Raw genomic sequence first — 21,564 nt, 5'->3', positions numbered from 1 at the left:
GCGCATGAAATACAACCGCGTTCACCTCGAAGCGATCGGGTACGAGCTGCCGCCGGTGGTGGTTTCCACCGCGGAACTCGAAGCGCGGCTCGCGCCGGTGTACAAATCGCTGAACATGTCACCGGGGCAGTTGGAACTGCTCACGGGCATCAGCGAGCGCCGGTGGTGGGAGCCCGGCTACCCGCTCTCGAAGGGCGCGGCCGCCGCGGGCCGTAAAGCGCTGGCCGCGGCGGACATCTCCGCGTCGGAAATCGACGTGCTGATCTACGCGGGCGTGTGCCGGGAGAACTTCGAGCCGGCCACCGCGTGCGCCGTGGCCCACGAGCTGAACATCAACCCGAACGCCGCGATCTTCGACCTGAGCAACGCGTGCCTGGGCGTGCTGAACGGCATCGTCGAGGTCGCGAACAAGATCGAACTCGGACAGGCGCAGGCGGGGCTCGTGGTTTCGGCGGAGACGGCGCGGGAGATCAACGAGAACGTGATCGACCGCATGGTGCGGACGAAGTCGGTCGAACTGTTCCGCGAGAGCATCGCGACGCTCACCGGCGGGTCCGGGGCGGTCGCGGTGCTGGTCGTCAGCGCGGAGCTGTCGCGCGAGAAGCGGCGGAAGCTGCTCGGCGGGGCGACCCAGAACGCGCCCCAGTACCACAACCTGTGCCGGTGGGGGCTCCAGTCGCTGCTCCCCTCGGCGGTCGGCACCGTGGAGCGGGTCCTGGGAGCGAACGCCGCGGGGCTGATGCAGAAGAGCGTCGACAACGCCACGGGGCTGGTGCAGAAGGGCGTCGACCTCGGGATGCGGCACGTGATGATTCCGTTCATGGAGACGCACGCCGGCGAGGTGCTGAAGTACGGCGTCGAACTCGGCCACCGCACCTGGCAGAAGTTCCTGACGAAACTGAGCTGGCGGCCGGACTTCCTTGATAAGGTGATTTGTCACCAAGTGGGCGCCGGGCACCGCGACGCGGTGCTGCGGGCGATCGGCGTTTCGCCGGAGAAGGACTTCAGCACGTTCGAGTACCTGGGCAACATTGGCACCGTCTCGCTGCCGATCACCGCGGCCATTGCGGAGGAACGGGAGTTCCTCCGGCCGGGCGACCGGGTCGGTTTCCTGGGCATCGGCAGCGGGCTGAACTGCCTGATGCTCGGGCTGGAGTGGTAGGCCGCCGGCGGTTGGCGAGCCGAGAGACCCGATACGGCACAACCAAAAGATTAGGGCACTCGACGGAGAATCGGCAGCCCAGTGCTGTTCGCAGCCGTTTTTGACAGGATCGACAGGACGAACAGGATCGCAGATACGAGATAAGCTCTGTTTTGCGTTCTCAAGCCTGTTCATCCTACCGATCTGTCAAAACTGCCTTGCGTCTGAACTGAGCTGAATTGTTCCCGACCTGCTCGTTGGTCCGGAAAACTCTTGCGGCCGTGTTCGCGCGGCCGAATCGAACTTCATGAGCAACACCTCGGACCCCGCTTCGCTCCAGCTCCGCACGAACGCCCTGCCGGATGACGACGGGCCGCCGTTTCCGAACCCGGCGATGCCGCTGTTCCCCTTCGTCTCGCGCGTGGCGACGCGGCGCGGGCTCCGGATGGCGTACCTCGACGAGGGCCGCGGCGACACGGTCGTGATGCTCCACGGGAACCCCACCTGGGGCTTCTACTACCGCAACCTCGTGCTGTCGCTGCGCGAGTCGTACCGCTGCGTCGTTCCGGACCACATCGGCTGCGGGCTCTCCGACAAACCGGGAACGGACCGGTACGACTACTCCCTGAAAAGCCGCATCGACGATCTGGAGTGGCTCCTTGAGGAACGCGGGCTGACGCGCGACCTCACGCTGGTGGTACACGACTGGGGCGGAATGATCGGGATGGGGTTCGCCGCTCGGCATCCAGAGCGCGTGAAGCGGATCGTGGCGATGAACACCGGGGGGTTCCCCCTGCCGGCGGGCAAGAAGCTGCCGCCGTCGCTGTGGCTCGGGCGGAACACCAAACTCGGCGCGTGGCTCATCACCCGGCGCAACTGGTTCTGCAAGTTCGCCGCGAAGTGGTGTGCCACGAAGCGCCCGCTCCCCGCGGACGTGAAGGCCGGCTACCTCGCGCCTTACGACACCCCGGCGCACCGGGTGGCGGTGCTCAAATTCGTGCAAACGATCCCGCTGGCGCCGTCCGATCCGGGTTACGACATCGTCAGCGGCGCCGCGGCCTCGCTGGAGAAGTTCCGCGACACCCCGACCTTGCTGCTGTGGGGAATGAAGGACTTCGTGTTCGACCGCCACTTCCTCGAAGAGTGGCAGCGGCACTTCCCGCACGCGGAAGTTCACACCTGGCCCGACTGCGGGCACTACCTGCTCGACGACGCGGGCGAACTGGCGATCACGCGGGTGTGGGAGTTCCTCCAGCGGCACCCGCTGACCTGAGCCGCGGCGCCACATGAACACCTCCCTCAACGTCGCCTCGCATTTGGTCCGGATGGCCGCGGAGCACCCAACGCAGGTGGCGGTTTACGCGCCCCGCGGCCGGGTGCGCCGCGACGGCCCGACCGAACACCGGGCGATCACCTTCCGCGAGCTGAACGCCGACTCCGACGCGATCGCCCACGGGCTCGCGTCGGCGGGCGTCGCCCGGGGCACGCGCACGGCCCTGATGGTGCCGCCGTCGCCGGACTTCTTCGCCCTAACCTTTGCTCTTTTCAAGGTCGGCGCCGTCCCGGTGCTGATCGACCCCGGAATGGGCGTCAGGAACCTCGGCAAGTGCCTTGCGGAGGCCGGGCCGGAAGCGTTCATCGGGGTCGCGAAGGCGCACGCGGCGCGGCGCGTGCTGGGGTGGGCGAAGGGCACCGTTCGCGCCACCGTGAACGTGTCCCGGTGGCGGTTCTTCTGCGACACCTCGCTCGCGCGGGTGCGCAAGGCCGGGCGCGGGAGCGGGCCGTACCCGGTGCCGGATTCGCAGGCGACGGAGCCGGCGGCGGTCCTGTTCACCAGCGGCAGCACCGGTGTGGCGAAGGGGGTGGTGTACGTCCACGGCATCTTCGACGCGCAAGTGAAACTGCTGAAGGCCACCTACGGCATCGCGCCGGGCGAGATCGACCTCTGTACGTTCCCGCTGTTCGCGTTGTTCGGCCCGGCGCTCGGGATGACGTGCGTGATCCCGGACATGGACGCGAGCCGCCCGGCCCGCCTCGACCCTCATAAGGCCGCGGCGCAAATCAAGCAGTTCGGCGTCACGAGCCTGTTCGGCTCGCCGGCCGTGATCCGCCGGTTGGGGGAATTAACGGTCCCAAGTCGGCGGGTCTCCGGTCCCAAGTCAGAAAACAGTGCGGCCCCCGACTCGGGACCGGAGACCCGCCGACTTGAGACGCTCAAAAGGGTTATCTCCGCTGGGGCTCCGGCGTCAGCAGCGTCACTCGAGCGGTTCGTTCGCCTTCTTCCCGACGGCGTCGAGGTGTTCACCCCTTACGGGGCAACCGAAGCGCTGCCGGTTGCGAACATCGGTAGCCGTGAGATCCTGGGCGAAACGCGGCACCTGACCGACCAAGGTAAGGGCGTGTGCGTCGGGCGGCCCGTGCCGGGGGTGGAGGTGCGGGTGATCCGCATCAGCGACCAGCCGGTCGCCGAGTGGGACGATTCGCTCCTCGTGCCGCAGGGGGAGGTGGGCGAGTTCGTGGTCCGCGGGCCGGTGGTGACGCAACTGTACTACAACCGCCCCGACGCGACCAAGTTGGCGAAGATTCGCGACCCGAAAACCGGCGAAGTTCTGCACCGCATGGGTGACGTCGGGTATTTTGACGCGCAAGGGCGGCTCTGGTTCTGTGGGCGCAAATCGCACCGGGTCGTGACGCCCCACGGCACACTGTTTACCGACATGGTTGAGCCGATCTTTAATACCGTCCCGGGGGTGCGCCGGACGGCTCTGGTGGGGGTGACTCGCCGCGGAATTACGTACCCCGTGCTCTGGGTCGAACTGGACCGTAGCAGCGAGCCGGGGAGCACCCTCTTTGACGCGGTCGGGGGACCGTCCGGTCCGGCGCTGGACGGGCTCATGTCTAGTATTGGACAGCGCTCTGCGGCAGCACGCCGCGTGGTCACGTACCTGCTGCACCCGGAGTTCCCGATGGACGTGCGGCACAACTCCAAGATCTTTCGCGAGAAGCTCGCGGTGCAGGCCGATAAGTTATTTGGTCCGAACTGGAGTCCCGGGGAACAAGCGTGAAGGCGGTCGTTACGGGCGGCGGCGGGTTTCTCGGCGGGGCGGTCGTGCGGCTGCTTCGGCAAAGGGGCGACTCCGTCCGCTCGTTCACCCGCTCGGCGTACCCGTGGCTCGACGAACTCGGCGTCGAACAGTCACTTGGCAACCTCTCGGACTTGGAGTCGGTCGAGCGTGCGGTGTCCGGCTGCGATGTGGTGTTCCACGTCGCGGCGAAGGCCGGCGTGTGGGGGCGCTACTCGGCCTACTACAGCACCAACGTTGTGGGCACGCAGAACGTGATCGCAGCGTGCAAGACGCATGGCGTCCGGCGCCTCGTATACACCTCGACGCCGAGCGTGGTTCACGCGGGCGGCGACAACGAGGGGGCGAACGAGTCGCTCCCGTACCCGAAGCACTTCGACGCCGCGTACCCCGAGACGAAGGCGAAAGCCGAGAAGGCCGTGTTGGCCGCGAACGGTTCGGACCTCGCGACGGTGTCGCTCCGGCCGCACCTGATTTTCGGGCCGGGGGACCCGCACCTGATCCCGCGCATCATCGACTCCGCTCGCGCCGGGAAACTGAAGCGGATCGGCAACCGACCGGCCAAGGTCGATGTGACGTACATCGACAACGCTGCGCAGTCGCAACTCGATGCCGCGGATCGGCTCGACATCGGCACCGCGCCAGCCGGGAAGGCGTACTTCATCTCAAACGGCGAACCGGTGGAGTTGTGGCCGTTCGTTGACCGCATTTTGGCCGAAGCCGGATTGCCGCCGGTCACAGCTCGCGTGTCGGCGTGGAAGGCGCGGCTGGCGGGGCGGGTGCTGGAGTCGGTGTACTGGTTGTTCCGGCTTCCAGGCGAACCGCCGATGACGCGGTTCGTGGCGAACCAGATGTCCACGTCGCACTGGTACGACATTAGTGCGGCCCGGCGGGACCTCGGTTATGAGCCCAAGGTGTCAGTTGAAGAGGGGCTGCGGCGACTCGGTGAACGGCTGCGATTGGCGTAAACTGCCGGATCGCCGTCCGCTGTTTTTTGATGACAGGGTGCGCGGATCGGTCCTGTCGCTTGCTGCCGTTCGCTCGCATTTCGGGGCGGCAGGTTACACTTCAGGAATCTCGATGTCGTCGAGCGGGTCGGTCGCGGGGGCGCCTTCGGCCGTCTTGTGATTGGCGTTCGTTTGGGCCAACCCGGCGACCTCGTTCCAGTCGACCGCGGCGAATATCTCTTCCAGGTGTCCCACAACCCCGATTAGGCTCGCTGCGGCCATTTCATAGTTGGTGTGCGGAGAAAACTCCCTGAAGTGCGTACTGAAGTGCAAGGCCGCGCGGCGCAACTTCGGCAACTTGCCCCGGAGCCGGCGGAGGAAGTCGGCGTGGTCGCCGCGCTGGAACGCCGGCTCGACGGCGCGGATGCTGTCGTACAGCGTCCGCGGAACGTCGAGCATGTCCTCGTTGTCCTGGATCTCGTCCGCGTGCTTCAGGAACGTGCGAACCATCCAGGCGTGGGCGAGGACCGTGTTCGACCGGCTGACGGCTTCGGCGGGGCTCATGAACGTCACTGGGGTTTGGCCTGCGCTGCGGCCGGTTTCGCGGGCGCAGCGGCCGCTTTCTTCGCCGCCTTCTCCAGTTCGGCCGCTTCCTTGGAGTAGAGCACCAGGAACGTTCCGATGGCGACCAGCACGATGCCCAGCGGCAAGTGCCAGGACGGCATGTCGAACCCGAAGTGCCACGGCGCGCCCGGCTTCGGGTGCCACACCAAACTGAGAACCGTGTTAATGAACGGAGCCAGCGAGAAGATGAGCGGCGCAATCAAGATGCGGTACTGGGCCGCGTACTTGGTCATGCCTTCTTTTGCGGCCTGGAGTTCCTGCCGCGAAGTCGCGTCGTCGGGGTTGGCTTCCAGCTTCGCGGACGCCGTATCGGCTCTGGTCTTGATTTCGATGTAGCCGGGTTCCGTTTGCGCCGCCTTCACCGCGCCGTTGCTGGCGAAAATGACGCAGATGGCTCCGACCGCGCCCATCACCCCGGCGATGCCACTGAAGATCAGCCCGTTCGTTTTCCATTCCGGCTTGGTGGCATCGCCGCCGAGGGACATCATCAGCACCGGGACCACCACCGCCATCACGAAGTACGCGATGCCGACGCACAGGATGGACGCGAGCCGCCCGCCCATCGTGCCCGGTTTGGTGGTCAGCTCGGTCCCGCCGTAGAAAATGATCGGGACGTAAGTGCCCCACGCCAGCCCGGCGAGAATCACATACCCCCACCACGGCATCTTATCCATCGTGTATCCAAAAACGGAACGCGGGACGCGGAATACGGAGTTCGGAGGAAGCTTGGGCTTCGCTCCGCGTTCCGAACTCCGCGCCCCGCGCTGGAAAAAGTGACCCTATGGGGATTCGAACCCCAGTTCCTGCCTTGAAAGGGCAGTGTCCTAGGCCACTAGACGATAGGGCCACTGTCGGCTGTGACGCCAAGGACACAACCGTTCTAGGGCGAAACGGGGGGGCGGGGCAAGGGCCGCGCGGCCCGATTGCCGAGAAACACCCAAAGCCCGTCTCGGCCGCCCCTACGATCACGTAACGTAAGAGCCCAACTGTTGGTGCGGTACAATAAGGCGAGTACAATGTGAGTCACCCCGCGGGGCGCGGACACTCCACATTTCTTTTTCAAGGGTCACTGACTATGGCCAGCCCAAACGTGATTGAACTGACCGAGGGTAACTGGAACGAGCACGTGACCAGCGGCACCCTGGTGGTTGCGGACTTCTGGGCGCCGTGGTGCGGCCCGTGCCGTCGGCTCTCGTCCACCATTGACGCGGTCGCCGACCAGTTCGCCGGCAAGGTCAAGGTCGGCAAGTTGAACGTGGACGAGAACCCGAGCTTGGCCGTCAAATACGACGTGATGACGATCCCGCGTATCCTGTTTTTTAAGGGCGGCGACACACCCGTTCACACCGAGAGCGGCGTGCTCTCGCAGGACGACCTCGCCAAGCTCATTGGGCAGTACGCGTAACGCGACGAGTTCGTGTAACGGTTCCGGGGCGGCGCCCCCTGGAACGCACCGCCAATGGTGCGTTCCAGGGGGCGCCGCCCCGGAACCGTTTGTAACGCTTAAGAACACATCTCGCTGTGCCGATAAATCCGGGTGTACAGGTTTTACTGCCGGTGCGGGGCGCGGATATGCCAGAAATCGACGACGACCTCGGTCAAGCTGGCTCGGATCGGGCGGAGGCGCGGCGGCTCCTTGCGGAGGCCCGAGCTGCGCACCGTACCGTCGAACGTGCTCGTGCCAAACTGGAGGCCGATCGCAAGGCGCTCGAGTCGCGGGTCTTGCGGTTCAACCAGGTGCAGTCGGATTTCAACGCCACGATGGTGACCGACCGCGACCGGCTGCGCGACTCGTGGGCCGAGTTCCACGCGCGTCAAAAGCGGCTGACGGATGAATGGGATGAGGTGAACCGCTTCCACGCCGAGCAGGCGTCGTTGCTCGACGTCCGGGCGGCCGCACTGACGGTTCGTGAGAAGGACGACGCCGACGCCCGAGCCCGGCTCCAGCGCGAACTGGTCGAACTGCGCGAAGAGGCCAGCGCGCTCGACGCCCGCGCCCGAAACGCGCGGCTGGTGGTGGAGGAACTGGAGCGCCAGCGCGAGCAGTTGCGGGCCGAGGTGCTGGCGCCCCCGCCCGAGCCGCCGCTGGATCTGAAGGTCGCGCTGGACCGCGCCACCGACCGCGACCTCGCCAAGTGGGCCAACGAACTGGCCAAGAAGGAGGACCGGTTGAACGTGGAGCGGGCCTCCGTGACCGCGCTGTTCGCGTCGGTGGCGCGTGACAAGTCCGGCATCAACGACCAGCGCCGAGTTCTGGCGGAACAGTTTTCTCAGCTCGCGGCCGCTCGCGCCGGGTGGCAGGCGGCCGAGCGCGCGACCGTGATCGAAATGGAGCAGCTCGCCCGCACCTTGCGTCACCGCGAGGCCGAACTCGACGCCCGCGAGCAGCGTCTGAACCGCGCCGACGCCCACCGCCGCGACGAGGGGTACGCCCTTTGGCAGCTCCGGTTGCGACTGGAGGCGTGGCAGTCGAAGCTGGTCGCGTTCGAGATGCGGTGGCACACCGAGCGCGAGCACCTTGAGGCCGAGTTCGCAAAGCGCGAAGAGGCGCTGGCCGTTCACGAGGCTCAGGCGCGCGTCAACGGCGGTGACCCGGATGTCGTGCCTTACGCGACGTGGGTGCCGGAAGCGAGCCTCCCGGCGATCCCGGCGGAACTCTCCGCGCTCCGCGACGAGGTGGAGCGTATGGCCGCCGTTCTGCTCGAAACGGACCTACCCGAGCGGCCGGAACCGAACGACGCCGAACTGCCGTGGGGCACCGAAGAGGTGCGCGGGTTCGTGGGCAGTACGATCGAGTCCGGTGTGACGCTGTTCGATGCCCGGGCGGCGTGACCTGCCGGGGCGGCGAGATGCGAGGCCTCGCTCCCATTGGCCGGACGTACGAACCGCTCTTATTTACGATCTGGCTCGTTGTGCCACAGGTTAGAATACCTGTGGTGCAATCCTTTCACATGGAATCGCACACCTTCAACTTGGAACTACTGGATTTCATTTCTCGCCGTACCGGGCCTGAATAACGCCGCGCGGGTGATTGTCGCGGCGCCGCGTTACGAGCGGCTGTAATACTGCGTCAGGCAACGCAGTCGGGTGTTGCCCGTGTCGCTCCCGCGTGCCCCAACTCACCCGGCGGTGTATGACCAACCGCACGCCGGGCAGGTGTCCGCGCCCGCCGGGATCGAGCCGCGGCAGGCCACGCACGTCGCTGGCTCTGAGGTGTCATCGGCTTCGGGCGGTGTGAGCGTTTCGGCCCCACCTTCGGACGGCCCCGCGGGTGCGTACAGCAAGCCGTACACGACGTGGAACACGGAAGCCACGATCCCGCTCCCGAGAACGATGACCTCGCCGTCGGTGAACGGGGCCGCGACCGCTCGGGGGACGATCAGGAACGCACCGACGACGCGCACGCTCCAGTCCCGGGCGAATAGGAGAAACACGCCCGCGACCGCAACGAACAGCAGCGCATGAACAAGTCCCGGTCCGATCACACCTGAGAGCCTTCCTGGTGTCGCGCCCCGTGCTCCCACGGGCGGCCGGCCGCCTGACCGAGCCACCCCCGGAGGACCTCGAACAGCCACGCCCGTTCGGATTCGGTCAGGCAGCCGCCGATCTCGACCCGCCGCCCGTCCGCATCAAAGTACAGCCGCTGGCGCCCGTTGACCCGATCGACGCCGAACCCGCGGACGGCGGCCTTGCTCACCGTCACCGCCGGCGCGGGCGTCACGGGCACGACCGTTCCGTCCGGCAGATCGGCGCAACTGCGGGCGGCGGCCGGGCCGGTCCCGGGGTGGTAGCGCAACGTGTCGGGCTCGAGCCGAACGCGTTCCGGTGTGGGCGGCAGGTACTCGTGCCGCATCCAGTACAGCCCGGCCGCGCAGTTCAGAACCGTGAACGCCGCCCAGAGGAACGGTTCCAACCCGCCATCGATCAAGCCGCGATAGAGTGAGAACGCGCACCACAAGGACCACGCGCACACCCACAGCATCAGGAACCACCGCGTCAGCCGCGTTCCGCCCGCCTTGTACGCGGGCCAACTCAGTGTCACGCCGCGCGGGTCGGCGGTTCGTGTGATCTCGCAACCGGTCGGCATTTCGGGGTGCTGTTCCACGGTCCGCCCTCCGCACCTTGTCGATTGTTGTGCCGCGCGGAAACTAGTGTCAACTCTCGTTCTGGTATTCGCCGCGGGGCGGGCGAAGTTAACACCATTCACACTTTCAGGAGGGCCGGCATGTCCGATTCACGAAAGGTCGCGCTCGTGACCGGCAGCGCGACCGGCGTCGGCCGGGCGTGCGCGGTGCGGTTCGCAAAGCTCGGGTACGCGGTCGTGGTCAACTACTCGCGGTCCGAGGCCGACGCCCGCGAGACGCTGGCGCTCGTGGAGGCCGTGGGCGCCCCGGCCCTGCTGCAAAGGCAAACGTGGCCGACGCGAGCGAGGTAAACGACCTGATCGCGGCGACGGCGGCGACGTTCGACCGGCTCGACGTGCTGGTGAACAACGCGGGCACGACGCACTTCGTTCCCCACACCGACCTCGACGCCCTCACCGATCACGTGTGGCAGGACATCTTCGGCGTTAATGTGATGGGGGCGTTCTATTGCGTCCGGGCCGCGCTCCCGCTGCTCAAGGCCCGCAAGGGGAATGTGGTGAGCGTGACGAGCGTGGCCGGGCTAACGGGGCAAGGTAGTTCGATCCCGTACTGCGCGAGCAAGGCGGCACTGAACTGCATGACACAATCGCTGGCGCCGTCGCGGCCGGCGCGCGGGAGCAGCACCTTGATCGCGACCGGGCGGTTGAGCGTGAGTTCGCGGGCGGCGAGGACGCGCCCCATGCCGCCGCGGGCGAGTTCGCGGGCGACCTCGTACCCGGGCACGGCGGGCACCTCTTCGCCCAGCATTTGCCGCCGCGCCGCGAGCGGATCGGTGAACCGGGCGACGGTCGCACTGGAATCGGGCGCGTGGGGCGAGTTCGGTCCCGACACGCGGGTCGCGGACAGATCGTCGGGCATCGTCGGGCCTCGGGAGGGTACCCCCAATGATAGCCCGTCGGGCGCGCCGGTCACGCGGCACTCTGTCGCTCGCCGGAGAAGACGAATTTTGCGCCTTTACCAGTGACTACAAAGTTATGGTACCGTTCGTACCGCTCGCGCGGGCCGAACGGTACCCTGTTCAACCCCTCGGTAGGTACGCCGACCCGAACCGAATCGCCGTGCTATCTTGCAACAGTAGCCAGGCCGCTATGATCCGTAGGCAATTGGAATGCGCGAGCCATCTGAAGGACCGGCCTTCCGCGAAAACCCGTGTGCCGTGGTTGCGCTCTACTGCGCCCCTTGCGCGGTAGCCGAAGGTTTTCTCGCGCTGGGATGGTACAGCGGCTGGGTTTCGCCAGCTTCGGTTGTGATCTCCTTGTGGCTGCTGACGCCCTGGCAACTGGGCGTCATCCTTTCAGTTCTGCCGAGCAGTAACTTCCCCGGCGACTACCCGCCTCTCTCTCCAGATCCGTCCGTGCGGTTCCGGCCGCCGGGCGTGCCGTTCGGGTTCGTCTTCCCGGTCGCGATGTTCTTCCTTGCCATCGCTAATGTTGCGCTCACGATGACGGCGGCCAGGGCGGGGGTGAAGTGGGGGCTCGACGGCGTCCTCGCCATGACCGTGGTCTGGCTCGGAGCGGCTACCGCCCTCGGGTTCGCGTTACGAACTCGCCCGGAGTTGGAGATGGACAAGGAGCGGCGGGAGATCACCTGGCGGCCAAATGCCGTCTGGTCCAAACCGGTAGTGCTGCCGTTCGCAGCAATTGTGGACATCCGAGTCGAGCTCAAATCCGGTCGGGGTTTCTACGCACCTGTGATCACGTGGCGGACGAACAAAGGCGCGGCCCGAACGACATGGCTGCCGATGGGAGCGGACCGCAAACGGGTTGAGGAGGTTGTTGCCCGGCTCCGAACCGGAACATACGGCACAACGGCTGCTCAATACCGTGTCGACTAGCTCTCACCGAATACAGAATTGAGACTCAACGACGGCCCTGCAACTCCGTCCCAAGTCGCTTCACAGCTCGTCGTCGAGTGAAACGGCGTCAGATCACACACTTACTCAGCAGACAATCATTTCACATGACCACACATTACGCCATGCTACAAGGCGGTGCATCATCGCCTTGCGGCCGTTAACCGCCACTCGTCACTTTTGGTAGATGGGGAGAAGGTCCTTTTCGAGTTGGAGCAGGCACAGGTTAATGCTCGTCACGTATACGGGGCCGACTTGTCCCTGTTCCCATGCGCCGCTCGACTTGTCCTGGTTGTTGAGGATTTGCGGGAAATACACGTCCTTGAACCGGCTCCAGGTGAGCCACTTGTCCTTCTCCTTCTGATCCGGAAACATCGCGCCGTACTTGGTGTCCCCCAAGGCGTACATGGCTTGACCGAAGTAGTACGTCTGGTACTCGTCGTGGGCCTGGCGGCCCTTTGCCAGGAACGTCTCCTCGTGGGCCTTGCAGTACTTCAGCCAGCGCTTCGGCAGCTCGCTCTTGTACTGCCCGGCGCTGAAACCGCAGCAGATCGCCGCCGCGGTGAGGGGCGGGCGCTCCTGCCCCCGGAGCGCGCCCTCGCCGAGGTAGTTGTAAATGATCCCGCCATCGGGCGTGGTACAGGCTTCGAGGTAGTTGACCGCTTTGTCGATGTTCTCTTTGGGCACGGGGATGCCGGCGTTGCGGGCGGCGCGGAGCCCTTGGAGCGCGGTGATGGTGACGGACCCCTCGTCGAAGTTGTTGCCCTCGGCGGCGCTCACGTACCCCCACCCGCCGATGTCCATCTCCTTCCCCTCGGCCTTGCGGTGCTTCTTGAGGGTCTGCGCTTTGCAGATGAACTCGACCGCTTTCTTGAGCAGCTTCTCCAGCTTCTCCCGCTGCTCCTTATCCTCCTCCTCGCCGTACACGCTCGCCAGGAACATGGTGCCGAACCCCTGGCCGTACATGTACCGGACCTGTTCGCTCGGGTTGCGCACGTCGCCGAGCATGCCGTTGGGCTGCTGCCGGGCCGGAGCCAGGAACCAGTCCACCGCCTTCTTTACCTGGTCCGAGTACTTGCCTTCCTTCAGCGTGCTCCCCTCCATCAGGAACGCCATCCCGGCCAGCGCCGTCATGCTGGTCGGGTACTGCCCACCCTGAGCCTCCCAGTGGCCGTCCTGCGCCTGGGTTTTCTTGAGGTACTCAAGCCCCTTCGCGACCGTGGCTTCAATTTCTTGCTGCTTCTTCTTGTTGTCATCCGGCGGCGCGGCCCCGGCGGGAGCGGGGGCGGGCACCGAGATGAGCCCGAGGGCCACACACGCCACGAGAGCGGCGAGTAACCGGCTGTGAGGCATAACAACTCTCCGCGATCGGCAAATCCGGACGGTTCGGTCCCGTGAGCGCTCCGGACACGGGAGAGACGAATGACTGGGACGCCTCTGACGCGCGTAAAAGAGAATTCAGGAGCGGAATGGAGGGCATGCGGCGCGCCGAGCATCGAAACGGGTAAGCGGTGCAGGTCTGGGGCTTCCGCACCGCGATATGCTGGCTACTTTGCGCCCGGGAATGGCCACGCCGTGCCCACAGGAGAAGAGCCCCGACCCGGGCTGCCACTGAACCTTGGATCTTGACTATCAGTTGCGCAAAAAGATCGGCCGCAGGTCGCTGAGGTGTCGCCCATTCACCTCAACTTCTGCGGCCGATCCGTTCAGTTATACCCGCCTCGAAGCGTGCCCTTACACGTCACGCACTCATTTCAATCGAACCCGGAACAGTTGCACCCCAGCGTTGAGAAGGACGGGACGTGAAGGGGGGTGCGGTCGATGTCCTCGGAGTCGATCGCGGACGGGGCGAGCGATGTCTCAGGTGGCCGGTTGGGCGGACGGGTTCGGTCGAGATCTTGGCCCCCGTCGGCTCGGGCCGTAGTGCTGCCCCACGATTCGGCTTCGAGTCGGAGGCGGCGCATCTCTTCGCGAAGCCGCATCTGCACCCGGCACTTCGTGACGTAGACGGCCCCGGGTGTCATCCCGAGTTCCCGCCCGACCGCCGCTCCGGCCCGGCCGTCCACTTCGGTTCGCCAAAACGCCTGCCAGTCGAGCGGCGAGAGTTCGCGTTTCACGCGGCCCATTGCCCGCATCGCAAGCTGGCGCTGGAACTCACGCTCCCAGTCCGCATTGAGGTCCGGTGTGAGGTCGCGTCCGAACGGGGCGGTCGCCCCGGCAGCGCCGCCCCGGCGTGGCCGATCGTCTTTGACCGAGCCAACATCGGCCATCGCGCTCCGGGTGGTGGTGATGAGTCGGGCGTGAATCGTGTCGGGGGCCGAGTGGTCCTCTATTCGTCCATCGTCCCGGGCGGCGCGCATCAGAACTTCGCGCACGAGGTCGGCGGCCACCGCGTCCCCGAACCCCTGCTTGCGAGCCAGTGTGTAGATAACAGGGCCGAAGAGTTGTGCGAACTCCCGCCCCGTGTCCCGAGCCGTTTCGTTTTGAGTGAGAGGCTTGCGTGTACCGCGAGGTCCAAAGCTGTTCATCATTGTCCCCTCTACCACGTAGACCCTACTCGGAGTTCGAATCGTGTTGCTCCCAGGCCGGCTCTAAAATTCCGTCCGGTCGGGTGGCACCCAATCCGTTCCCGCGACGCGGACATGGCAAGCGGCTCGAACGGTTACGGCCGCTGGGTGTTCTTTTCCAGCGGGACGGCACCGAGTTTCGGCGACCGCGGTTGTACCGACCTGTTCCGCTTGCTAAAACGGAGACTGGCTCCGTATCACAACAGTACCGGAGGCGTTCTCCGTTTTCAAGGGGCGTTCGATGGCAAAGACACCGGCCAAGCGAAAACCGCGGGCCGACGCCGAGCGGAACCGGGCGCGCATCCTTGAGGTGGCGAAAGGGGCGTTCACCAAATCGGGGGCCGAGGCGAGTCTGGACGAGATCGCGCGGGAAGCGGGGGTCGGCCCGGGAACGCTGTACCGCCACTTCCCGACGCGGGACGCGCTCCTCGAAGCCGTGTACCGCACGGAGGTGGAGAAGCTCGCCTCGGCCGGGCAGGAACTGGCTCTCAGGCTCTCACCGCCCGAAGCGCTGCGATCCTGGCTGCTCCTGTTCGTGGACTACATCGCGGCCAAAAAGATCATCGCCCCGGCCCTCTCGACGCTGGTCCAGTGCCACCCCAAGGTGGTCGAGGCGTCCCGCACCCAGATCCACGACGCGATACAGTCCCTGGTCCGGCGCGCGGTGGAGAGCGGGGACATTCGAACGGACCTGGACCCGATCGACCTGCTGAGTGCGATCGTGGGGGTGGCCCACGTGCCGGCCATCCCGGACTGGCAGCAATGTGCGCGGCGGCTCGTGGACATCCTCATCGCGGGATCGCGACCGGTGAAGTGAGCGGGCCGAAACGCCGCGTTATTGCGGACAAAGCTCAGTTCCGACGGCTGTGCGTGTAAACATCGTTCTCGAACGCGCACCAGGTCAGAGGTCCACGTCCCAGACCACGACCTTGCCGGTGTCGCTGCCCGCAGCGGCGAGCGTGCCGTCGGGCGAGAACGCGACCGAGCGCACTCGTCCGATGTCCCAGGTGAAGGTTCTCGTCAGGTCCCAGGAGGTGGTGTCGTAGAGCTTGACGGTTTTGTCGTTACTCGTGGCCGCGAGGTAACGGCCCGACGGGTGAAACGCGATACCGGTGAAGTGCTTCCGACTGGGGTTCGCGATCACCTCGGCCGCACCCGCGGCGCCGATAAGGTTGGCGTAGATGCGATCGCGTAGGCGAACCACCAGCGTGAGCCCGTCGGGTGAAAGGGCGGCCTGGTCCGGATAGTCGGGCACGGGGAGCAGATCGGTTTCGGTTAACACCGCACCGGTGTCGAGCGTCCGAACGACGACCCGCGGCGCCCACCGTTCGGCCATCAGTTCGTGCGTGCTCTCCAGTTGCACGAACCGGTCGCTACCGGGCGGGAACACGGGGGGCAGCAAAACGTCCGCCCGAGTGATGAGTTGCCACGTCGGCCGGTCAAGGTCGTCGGTCGGTCGGCACGTCAGCCGGGTGCCTTCGGCCCCACCAACGGTGCCGCCGAGCCGTTCGGACACGATCAGCCGCGCGCCGTCCGGTGAGACGCCGAACCCGAGTCGGTGCCACCGGTCGAGGGGCACGCGCCGAATGACCCGCGAGGCCAAATCGACGGCCAACAGCAGGTCGCTACCGGCGAACAAGGTGCGACCGTCCGGCGCGAACGCCAGCCGCTGGGACGCGACCCCGTCGCCCAGCGGCACCGCCTCGGCCCGTGCCCCGTCGGCGAAGCTGGTCCAGAGGGTCACACCCCAGCTCGGGGCGGCGGCCAGCGCGTCGCCGCCCGGGGCAAACGCCAGTTCGTCGAACCGCAACCGAAAACCGGCCGGGGCCTTCAACACGAGCATTAACGTGTCTCACCGGAACGTGTGCTCCGCGGCCGGGAACGCCCCCTCGCGGACCTCGCGGCAGTACTGCTCCGTCGCGGCCTTGATCGCCGCGCCCAGGTCGGCGTACCGCTTCGCGAATTTCGGCTTGAAGTCGGGGTACAGCCCCATCATGTCGTGGAACACCAGCACCTGACCGTCGCACCCGGCGCCGGCCCCGATCCCGACGGTGGGGATGCCGACCGTGCCCGTGATCTTCGCGCCCAGGTCCGCGGGCACGCCTTCCACGACCACCGAGAACGCGCCCGCCGCTTCGACCGCCAGTGCGTCCGCCAAGAGCTGCTCCGTGTCGCGCTGGACCTTGAACCCGCCCATCTGGTGGACCGATTGCGGTGTCAGCCCGACGTGTCCCATTACCGGGATGCCCGCGTCCACGCACGCGCGGATGGCGTCGCGCGCCCGCACGCCCCCCTCGAGCTTCACCGCGTGGGCGCCGGCCTCCTTCATCAGCCGGCCGGCGTTCCGGACCGCCTGGCGCGGGCTCACCTGGTACGTCATGAACGGGAGGTCCGCGACGACCAGCGCCCGCCGGGCGCCCCGCATCACGCACTTGGTGTGGTAGATCATCTCGTCGAGCGTGACCGGGAGCGAGGTCGGATGGCCCTGCACCACCATCCCCACCGAGTCGCCCACGAGGATACAGTCGACGCCGGCCTCGTCGCAGAGCCGGGCCGAGGTGTAGTCGTAGGCGGTCACGACCGCGAGCTTCGCGCCCCGGGCTTTCGCGGCGCGGAACTCGGGGGCCGTGATCGGCCGCGGAGAGGGAACAACGCTCATAAACGGTCTCCTGAAGAGCCTCTCCCCCGGCACCCTCTCGTTCCGCCGGCCCGCGGAAGCTCCGCTGACCGGGCCGGCGGGACGGGAAGGGGCCGGGAGCGGGGGATGAGGTTCTTCGTCTTCTTGCCCCCATTGTACGCGGCTGGATTTCCTGCGCCCCGGTGCGATCGCCGGTACAATTGCCCGTAGGCGCGCGCCGCGGGCGTTGCGACCGCGCCGACCGTTCTCACGTTTCATGCAAGAAAGTACGCACCCGCATGGCCCGCCGTTTCGTCGAACAGCTCCGCGACGGGGACAACCTCGAAGACGTGTACCTCGTGACGGACAAGCAGCTCCGCGCGAACCGGAACGGGAACCCGTACCTCCTTGTAGAACTGCGGGACCGCACCGGCGGCATCCAGGGCCGCATGTGGAACGCCGGCGACAGCATCGCGCGCGGGTTCGACCCCGGCGACTTCCTGTTCGCCACCGGCAAGGTGCAACTGTTCCAGGGCGCGCTGCAGGCCATCCTGACGGCAGTCGAGCGGGTGGAGCCGCAGAAGGTCGAGTTCGCCGACTTCCTGCCGCAGACCGAGCACAGCATCCCGAAGCTCACGGAGCGCTTGAAGGGCTACCTGCTCCGGCTCGGCAACCCGCACCTGCGGGCGCTCGCCGAGTGCTTCCTCATGGACGACGAGTTCATGCGGGCGTTCGCGACGTGCCCGGCCGGGGTGAAGCTGCACCACGCCTACGTGGGGGGGCTGCTGGAGCACACGGTCTCGATGATGGACATCGCGGACAAGGTGCTCGCGCTGTACCCCGGCACGGACCGCGACCTCGTGCTGATGGGCGTGCTGCTGCACGACGCGGGCAAGACCCGGGAGCTGACCTTCTCGCGCGCCTTCGGGTACTCCGACGAGGGGCAACTGGTCGGGCACATCCCGATCGCCGTGGCGATGCTCGCCGAGACCGCGGCCAAGGTGCCGGACCTGACCGGGGAGCCGTTCCCGCGGGAGCTGATGCTCCGGCTCCAGCACATGATCCTGAGCCACCACGGGGAGCTGAGCTACGGCAGCCCGAAGGTGCCGATGACCCCCGAGGCGATGCTGCTGCACCTGATCGACGCGATGGACACGCGCATGCACATGGTGCTGCGCGAGCTGAAGGACGACCGCAACAACCCGACCGCGTGGACGCCGTACAACCACAACCTGGGCCGCCGTGTTTACAAGGGCGGGGCCTTCGGCGACCTGTTCGGCGAGTCCGGCGGCGGGTACGACTGACCCCGGCGAGCCGGCCCCGCGGGCCGGGCTCGTTGCCGCTCTGACGCCCCGCCCGCGAGGGCAGGGGCGCCAAAAATCTATGGCTGAAATTCTCGCGAAAGTGCTCCACGCGGTGACCGCGAAGAGCTACGTCCCGCTCAAGGCGAAGCCGCTGTTCAAGCGGCTCAACCTGCCCGAGAGTGACTACCCCGAGTTCCGCAAGACGGTGCGCGAGCTGGTCCGCACCGGGCGGCTCGCGCTCGCCAAGAACAACACGCTGCGCGTCGCGGACGTTCACGGCACCGTCGCCGGCGTGTACCGCCGCTCCGCGGCGGGGCACGGGTTCGTCCGGCCGCACGCCGTCGACGGGGCGCCGCAGCCCGAGATCTACATCCGCGAGGACAAGGCCCTCGACGCCGCCACGGGCGACGAGGTGATGGCCCGGGTCACCCGCACGGCGACCCGGCTCAAGGACGCCGCCGGCGAGGTCGTGCGCGTGCTGGAGCGGGCCACCCGCACGTTCGTGGGCACCTACTTCGAGCGCGACCGGACCGCCCTCGTGCGCGTCGACGGCAACCTGTTCGCGCACAGCATCGCGGTCGGCGACCCGGGGGCGAAGGGGGCGAAGCCGCAGGACAAGGTCGTCATCGAGATGCTGCGGTTCCCGGCGCCCGACGCGCGTGGCGAGGGCGTCGTCGCGGAGGTGCTCGGGCCGAACGGCGCGCCCGGCGTCGATACGCTCTCGGTTATCCGCGCGTTCGGGCTGCCCGAAGCGTTCCCGGAAAGCGCGCTGGCCGAGGCCCGGGAGGTCGCGAGCCAGTTCTCGGAAGCGGACCTGCACGGCCGCACGGACTTCACGGACGAGCTGGTCGTGACCATCGACCCGCCCGACGCGAAGGACTACGACGACGCGGTCAGCGTCACCATCGACCCGAAGACGAAGCACTGGGTGCTGACGGTCCACATCGCGGACGTGGCGGCGTTCGTGAAGCCCGGCGGCGCGCTGGACGCCGAGGCGCGGAAGCGCGCCACCAGCGTGTACCTGCCGCAGAAGGTCATCCCGATGTTCCCGGAGCTGATCTCCAACGGGCTGGCGTCGCTGCAGGAGGGCAAGGTCCGGTACGTGAAGACCGTGCGGATGGAGTTCACCCCGGGGCTTCAAAAGGGGCACGTGGAGTTCTTCAACGGCGCGATCCGGAACCGCAAGCGGTTCACCTACGACGAGGTCCAGGCGCTGCTGGACGAACTGGCAAGCGGACCTACCCCCCCCGGCCCCCCCTCCCTGAAGGGAAGGGGGGAGACAGACCCTTCGCGCGCCGCCAACGTCACCGATGCGCCGGGCGCGCCACCTGCTGACTCCCCCCTTCCCTTCAGGGAGGGGGGGCCGGGGGGGGTAGGTCCGGCCCCCGATCTGCTCCCCATGATCCGCCGGATGCGCGACCTCGCGCTCCTCCTGCGCAAGAAGCGGTTCAAGCGCGGCGCGCTCGAACTCACCATGCCCGAGGCGGTGCTGGAGTACGACGCCGACGGGCGCGTGAGCGGCGCGCACTTCGCCGAACACAACCTGAGCCACCAGATCGTTGAGGAGTTCATGCTCGCGGCAAACGAGGCCGTCGCGGAACACTTCACCGCGCACGAGGTCTCGTTCCTGCGGCGGGTCCACCCGGCGCCCAACGAGGACAAGCTCGAAGCGTTCGCCCAGTTCGCCGCCATCCTCGGCCACCCGATCAAGCGCCCCCAGGACCGCTACGAACTCCAGCGCGTGCTGGACGCGACCGCCGACAAGCCCGAGCGCGCCGCGTTCCACTTCGCGCTACTGCGGAGCTTCAAACAGGCCACATACTCGCCCGTCCAGGACGAGCACTACGCGCTCGCCAGCCACCACTACTGCCACTTCACTTCGCCCATCCGCCGCTACCCGGACCTCCAGGTCCACCGGCTCCTCGACAAGTGGGTCCGGACCGGATCGGCCAGTGCGAACACGGAGGAACTGGCGGCGCTGGGCGAGCACTGCTCGAAGATGGAGCGGCGGGCCGAGACGGCGGAGCGCGAGCTGGTGAAGACCCGCATCCTGAGCTATCTGAGCGGCAGACTCGGCGAGCAGCTCGACGCGGTCATCACGGGCGTCGCGGACTACGGCTTCTTCGCGCAGGCGGAGCGGTTCCCGGCCGAAGGGCTGGTGCACATCTCATCGCTGGTGGACGATTACTACTGGTTCGACGAAAGCGCGCACTCGTTAGAGGGGCGGCGGACGCAACGGCGGTTCCGGTTGGGGGACCGCGTCCGGGTGGTCGTCGCCCGGGTCGATTTGCCGCGGCGGATGCTGGACCTGAGACTGGCCGACGCGCGGCCGAAAACGGAAGATGACGGGGGCGACGCTCTCCCCACTCCCGGCCGCCCCCCGCGCCCGCGGAAGCGCCGCAAGTAGGTCGCCCCGGAGTCCGTTCACATGCCTGTTTGCACGCTGCCCAGCGGCCCGACGATCGGTTACGACGACACCGGCGGCGGCAGCGCGCCGCCCCTCGTGCTGCTGCACGCGTTCCCGCTCGACCGGTCCATGTGGCAGCCGCAACTCGCCGCGCTCGCCGCGCACGCCCGGGTGATCGCCCCGGACTTCCCCGGGTTCGGCGAATCGTCGCCGGGCGCGTTCACGGTCGACAGCGCCGCCGACCTCGTGGCGGAGTTCCTCGGCGCGCTCGGGATCGGGAAGGCGGTGGTCGGCGGGCTGTCGATGGGCGGGTACGTGGCGCTCGCGTTCGCCCGCCGGCACGCGGACAAACTCGCCGGGCTGATCCTGGCCGACACCCGCGCCGGGGTGGACGACAGTAGCGCCCGGGAGAACCGCACCAAGTCCATCGAGCTGACCCGCGAGAAGGGCAGCGCGGCCCTGTTCGAGGGCATGGCGGCGAAGGTGCTGAGCGATTCGACGCGGGACAACAAGCCCGAGGTCGTTGAGCGGCTGAAGGGCGTTGCCGCGAAGCAGCCGGCGGAAAGCGTGATCGCCGCGCTCGTCGCGCTCCGCGACCGCCCCGACGCGAACCCCGGGCTGAAGGGCGTCACGGTTCCGACGCTGGTGCTGGTGGGCGAGCACGACGGGGTGACGCCGCCGCTGTCGTCGGCCAACCTGGCGGCCCAGATCCGCGGGAGCACCCTGATCCACATCCCGGGGGCCGGGCACCTGTCGAACGTGGAGAACCCGGACGCGTTCAACGCGGCGGTGCGCAACTTTTTGGCCGCGACGGCGTGAGTCGCGGCCCGATAAGCCGGATGCGTGCGCGACAGCACACGTCCGCGCGGCGGGAGTA

Annotated in this window: 21 protein-coding genes and 1 tRNA gene; 13 read left to right on the top strand and 9 right to left on the bottom strand. The window is 67.2% G+C overall.

All coding sequences use genetic code 11. The annotated features are described in order from the left end of the window. The first annotated feature begins 4 nt into the window (after window positions 1-4). From GobsT_RS36735 to GobsT_RS36720, 4 genes are all read left to right on the top strand, one after another. The gene (locus GobsT_RS36735) at window positions 5-1,162 is read left to right on the top strand and encodes a 3-oxoacyl-ACP synthase III (protein ID WP_010041915.1); all 1,158 of its coding nucleotides are present in this window, start codon (window positions 5-7) and stop codon (window positions 1,160-1,162) included. Between the two features lie 286 nt (window positions 1,163-1,448). Further along, window positions 1,449-2,414, top strand: a complete 966-nt coding sequence (locus tag GobsT_RS36730; protein ID WP_010041917.1) for an alpha/beta fold hydrolase — start codon at window positions 1,449-1,451, stop codon at window positions 2,412-2,414. Between the two features lie 13 nt (window positions 2,415-2,427). Beyond that, the gene (locus tag GobsT_RS36725) at window positions 2,428-4,206 is read left to right on the top strand and encodes a fatty acid CoA ligase family protein (protein WP_109571377.1); all 1,779 of its coding nucleotides are present in this window, start codon (window positions 2,428-2,430) and stop codon (window positions 4,204-4,206) included. Further along, window positions 4,203-5,192: an NAD-dependent epimerase/dehydratase family protein gene (locus tag GobsT_RS36720; protein WP_010051428.1), complete on the top strand. Its 990-nt coding sequence runs from the start codon at window positions 4,203-4,205 to the stop codon at window positions 5,190-5,192. The genes GobsT_RS36725 and GobsT_RS36720 overlap by 4 nt, the downstream gene beginning before the upstream one ends. 93 nt (window positions 5,193-5,285) lie before the next feature. Here GobsT_RS36720 and GobsT_RS36715 read toward each other — a convergent pair whose 3' ends face one another. The 3 genes from GobsT_RS36715 to GobsT_RS36705 all read right to left on the bottom strand — a co-directional run bounded on the left by GobsT_RS36715 (window position 5,286) and on the right by GobsT_RS36705 (window position 6,642). Then, on the bottom strand, window positions 5,286-5,735 hold the full coding sequence (locus GobsT_RS36715; protein ID WP_033200174.1) for a hypothetical protein: 450 nt from the start codon (window positions 5,733-5,735) through the stop codon (window positions 5,286-5,288). 5 nt (window positions 5,736-5,740) lie between these two features. Next, on the bottom strand, window positions 5,741-6,469 hold the full coding sequence (locus tag GobsT_RS39185) for a hypothetical protein (protein WP_197905172.1): 729 nt from the start codon (window positions 6,467-6,469) through the stop codon (window positions 5,741-5,743). Between the two features lie 100 nt (window positions 6,470-6,569). After that, a tRNA-Glu gene (locus GobsT_RS36705) sits at window positions 6,570-6,642 on the bottom strand. A 228-nt stretch (window positions 6,643-6,870) separates the two neighbouring features. On the opposite strand from GobsT_RS36705, the gene GobsT_RS36700 reads away from it, so the two are divergent. Together GobsT_RS36700 and GobsT_RS36695 are read left to right on the top strand one after the other, a co-directional pair. Further along, the gene (locus GobsT_RS36700; RefSeq protein WP_010051420.1) at window positions 6,871-7,200 is read left to right on the top strand and encodes a thioredoxin family protein; all 330 of its coding nucleotides are present in this window, start codon (window positions 6,871-6,873) and stop codon (window positions 7,198-7,200) included. 167 nt (window positions 7,201-7,367) lie between these two features. Then, entirely contained in the window at window positions 7,368-8,627 is a 1,260-nt protein-coding gene (locus GobsT_RS36695) for a coiled-coil domain-containing protein (protein WP_010041103.1), read from the top strand. A gap of 287 nt (window positions 8,628-8,914) precedes the next feature. Here the strand turns inward: GobsT_RS36695 and GobsT_RS36690 are convergent, their stop codons facing one another. Continuing rightward, window positions 8,915-9,280 (bottom strand): hypothetical protein, encoded by a 366-nt coding sequence (locus GobsT_RS36690; protein ID WP_010041105.1) that lies wholly within the window; start codon window positions 9,278-9,280, stop codon window positions 8,915-8,917. Next, window positions 9,277-9,900, bottom strand: a complete 624-nt coding sequence (locus GobsT_RS36685) for a hypothetical protein (protein WP_010041107.1) — start codon at window positions 9,898-9,900, stop codon at window positions 9,277-9,279. The genes GobsT_RS36690 and GobsT_RS36685 overlap by 4 nt, the downstream gene beginning before the upstream one ends. 120 nt (window positions 9,901-10,020) lie before the next feature. On the opposite strand from GobsT_RS36685, the gene GobsT_RS40765 reads away from it, so the two are divergent. The 3 genes from GobsT_RS40765 to GobsT_RS36675 all read left to right on the top strand — a co-directional run bounded on the left by GobsT_RS40765 (window position 10,021) and on the right by GobsT_RS36675 (window position 11,774). Then, complete coding sequence (locus tag GobsT_RS40765; protein ID WP_029600942.1) at window positions 10,021-10,230, top strand: SDR family NAD(P)-dependent oxidoreductase; 210 nt, start codon at window positions 10,021-10,023, stop codon at window positions 10,228-10,230. After that, a complete protein-coding gene (locus tag GobsT_RS41395) occupies window positions 10,209-10,904 on the top strand; it encodes an SDR family oxidoreductase (RefSeq protein ID WP_071529288.1) in 696 nt (231 codons plus the stop codon). Before GobsT_RS40765 ends, GobsT_RS41395 begins: the two co-directional genes overlap by 22 nt. A gap of 144 nt (window positions 10,905-11,048) precedes the next feature. Further along, window positions 11,049-11,774, top strand: a complete 726-nt coding sequence (locus tag GobsT_RS36675; RefSeq protein WP_148088002.1) for a hypothetical protein — start codon at window positions 11,049-11,051, stop codon at window positions 11,772-11,774. Between the two features lie 192 nt (window positions 11,775-11,966). Here the strand turns inward: GobsT_RS36675 and GobsT_RS36670 are convergent, their stop codons facing one another. Beyond that, window positions 11,967-13,145: a prenyltransferase/squalene oxidase repeat-containing protein gene (locus tag GobsT_RS36670; RefSeq protein ID WP_010041112.1), complete on the bottom strand. Its 1,179-nt coding sequence runs from the start codon at window positions 13,143-13,145 to the stop codon at window positions 11,967-11,969. 401 nt (window positions 13,146-13,546) lie between these two features. Then, window positions 13,547-14,182, bottom strand: a complete 636-nt coding sequence (locus tag GobsT_RS36665) for an RNA polymerase sigma factor (RefSeq protein ID WP_148088001.1) — start codon at window positions 14,180-14,182, stop codon at window positions 13,547-13,549. 418 nt (window positions 14,183-14,600) lie between these two features. On the opposite strand from GobsT_RS36665, the gene GobsT_RS36660 reads away from it, so the two are divergent. Beyond that, the gene (locus tag GobsT_RS36660) at window positions 14,601-15,176 is read left to right on the top strand and encodes a TetR/AcrR family transcriptional regulator (protein ID WP_010041118.1); all 576 of its coding nucleotides are present in this window, start codon (window positions 14,601-14,603) and stop codon (window positions 15,174-15,176) included. An 84-nt stretch (window positions 15,177-15,260) separates the two neighbouring features. Here the strand turns inward: GobsT_RS36660 and GobsT_RS36655 are convergent, their stop codons facing one another. Together GobsT_RS36655 and panB are read right to left on the bottom strand one after the other, a co-directional pair. Next, window positions 15,261-16,202, bottom strand: coding sequence for a WD40 repeat domain-containing protein (locus tag GobsT_RS36655; protein WP_010041121.1), 942 nt, complete (start codon window positions 16,200-16,202; stop codon window positions 15,261-15,263). Between the two features lie 9 nt (window positions 16,203-16,211). Next, window positions 16,212-17,018, bottom strand: a complete 807-nt coding sequence (gene panB, locus GobsT_RS36650; protein ID WP_010041123.1) for a 3-methyl-2-oxobutanoate hydroxymethyltransferase — start codon at window positions 17,016-17,018, stop codon at window positions 16,212-16,214. Between the two features lie 257 nt (window positions 17,019-17,275). On the opposite strand from panB, the gene GobsT_RS36645 reads away from it, so the two are divergent. From GobsT_RS36645 to GobsT_RS36635, 3 genes are all read left to right on the top strand, one after another. Then, window positions 17,276-18,280, top strand: coding sequence for a 3'-5' exoribonuclease YhaM family protein (locus GobsT_RS36645; RefSeq protein WP_010041125.1), 1,005 nt, complete (start codon window positions 17,276-17,278; stop codon window positions 18,278-18,280). Between the two features lie 79 nt (window positions 18,281-18,359). After that, on the top strand, window positions 18,360-20,687 hold the full coding sequence (locus tag GobsT_RS36640; RefSeq protein WP_148088000.1) for a ribonuclease R family protein: 2,328 nt from the start codon (window positions 18,360-18,362) through the stop codon (window positions 20,685-20,687). A 21-nt stretch (window positions 20,688-20,708) separates the two neighbouring features. Then, window positions 20,709-21,506, top strand: coding sequence for an alpha/beta fold hydrolase (locus GobsT_RS36635; protein ID WP_010041133.1), 798 nt, complete (start codon window positions 20,709-20,711; stop codon window positions 21,504-21,506). The last annotated feature ends 58 nt before the right edge of the window (window positions 21,507-21,564 follow it).

The sequence above is a fragment of the Gemmata obscuriglobus genome (assembly GCF_008065095.1).
GTDB classification, from domain to species: domain Bacteria; phylum Planctomycetota; class Planctomycetia; order Gemmatales; family Gemmataceae; genus Gemmata; species Gemmata obscuriglobus.
Note: the sequence above shows the minus strand (reverse complement) of the source record. Positions and strands in the feature narration are given on the sequence as shown.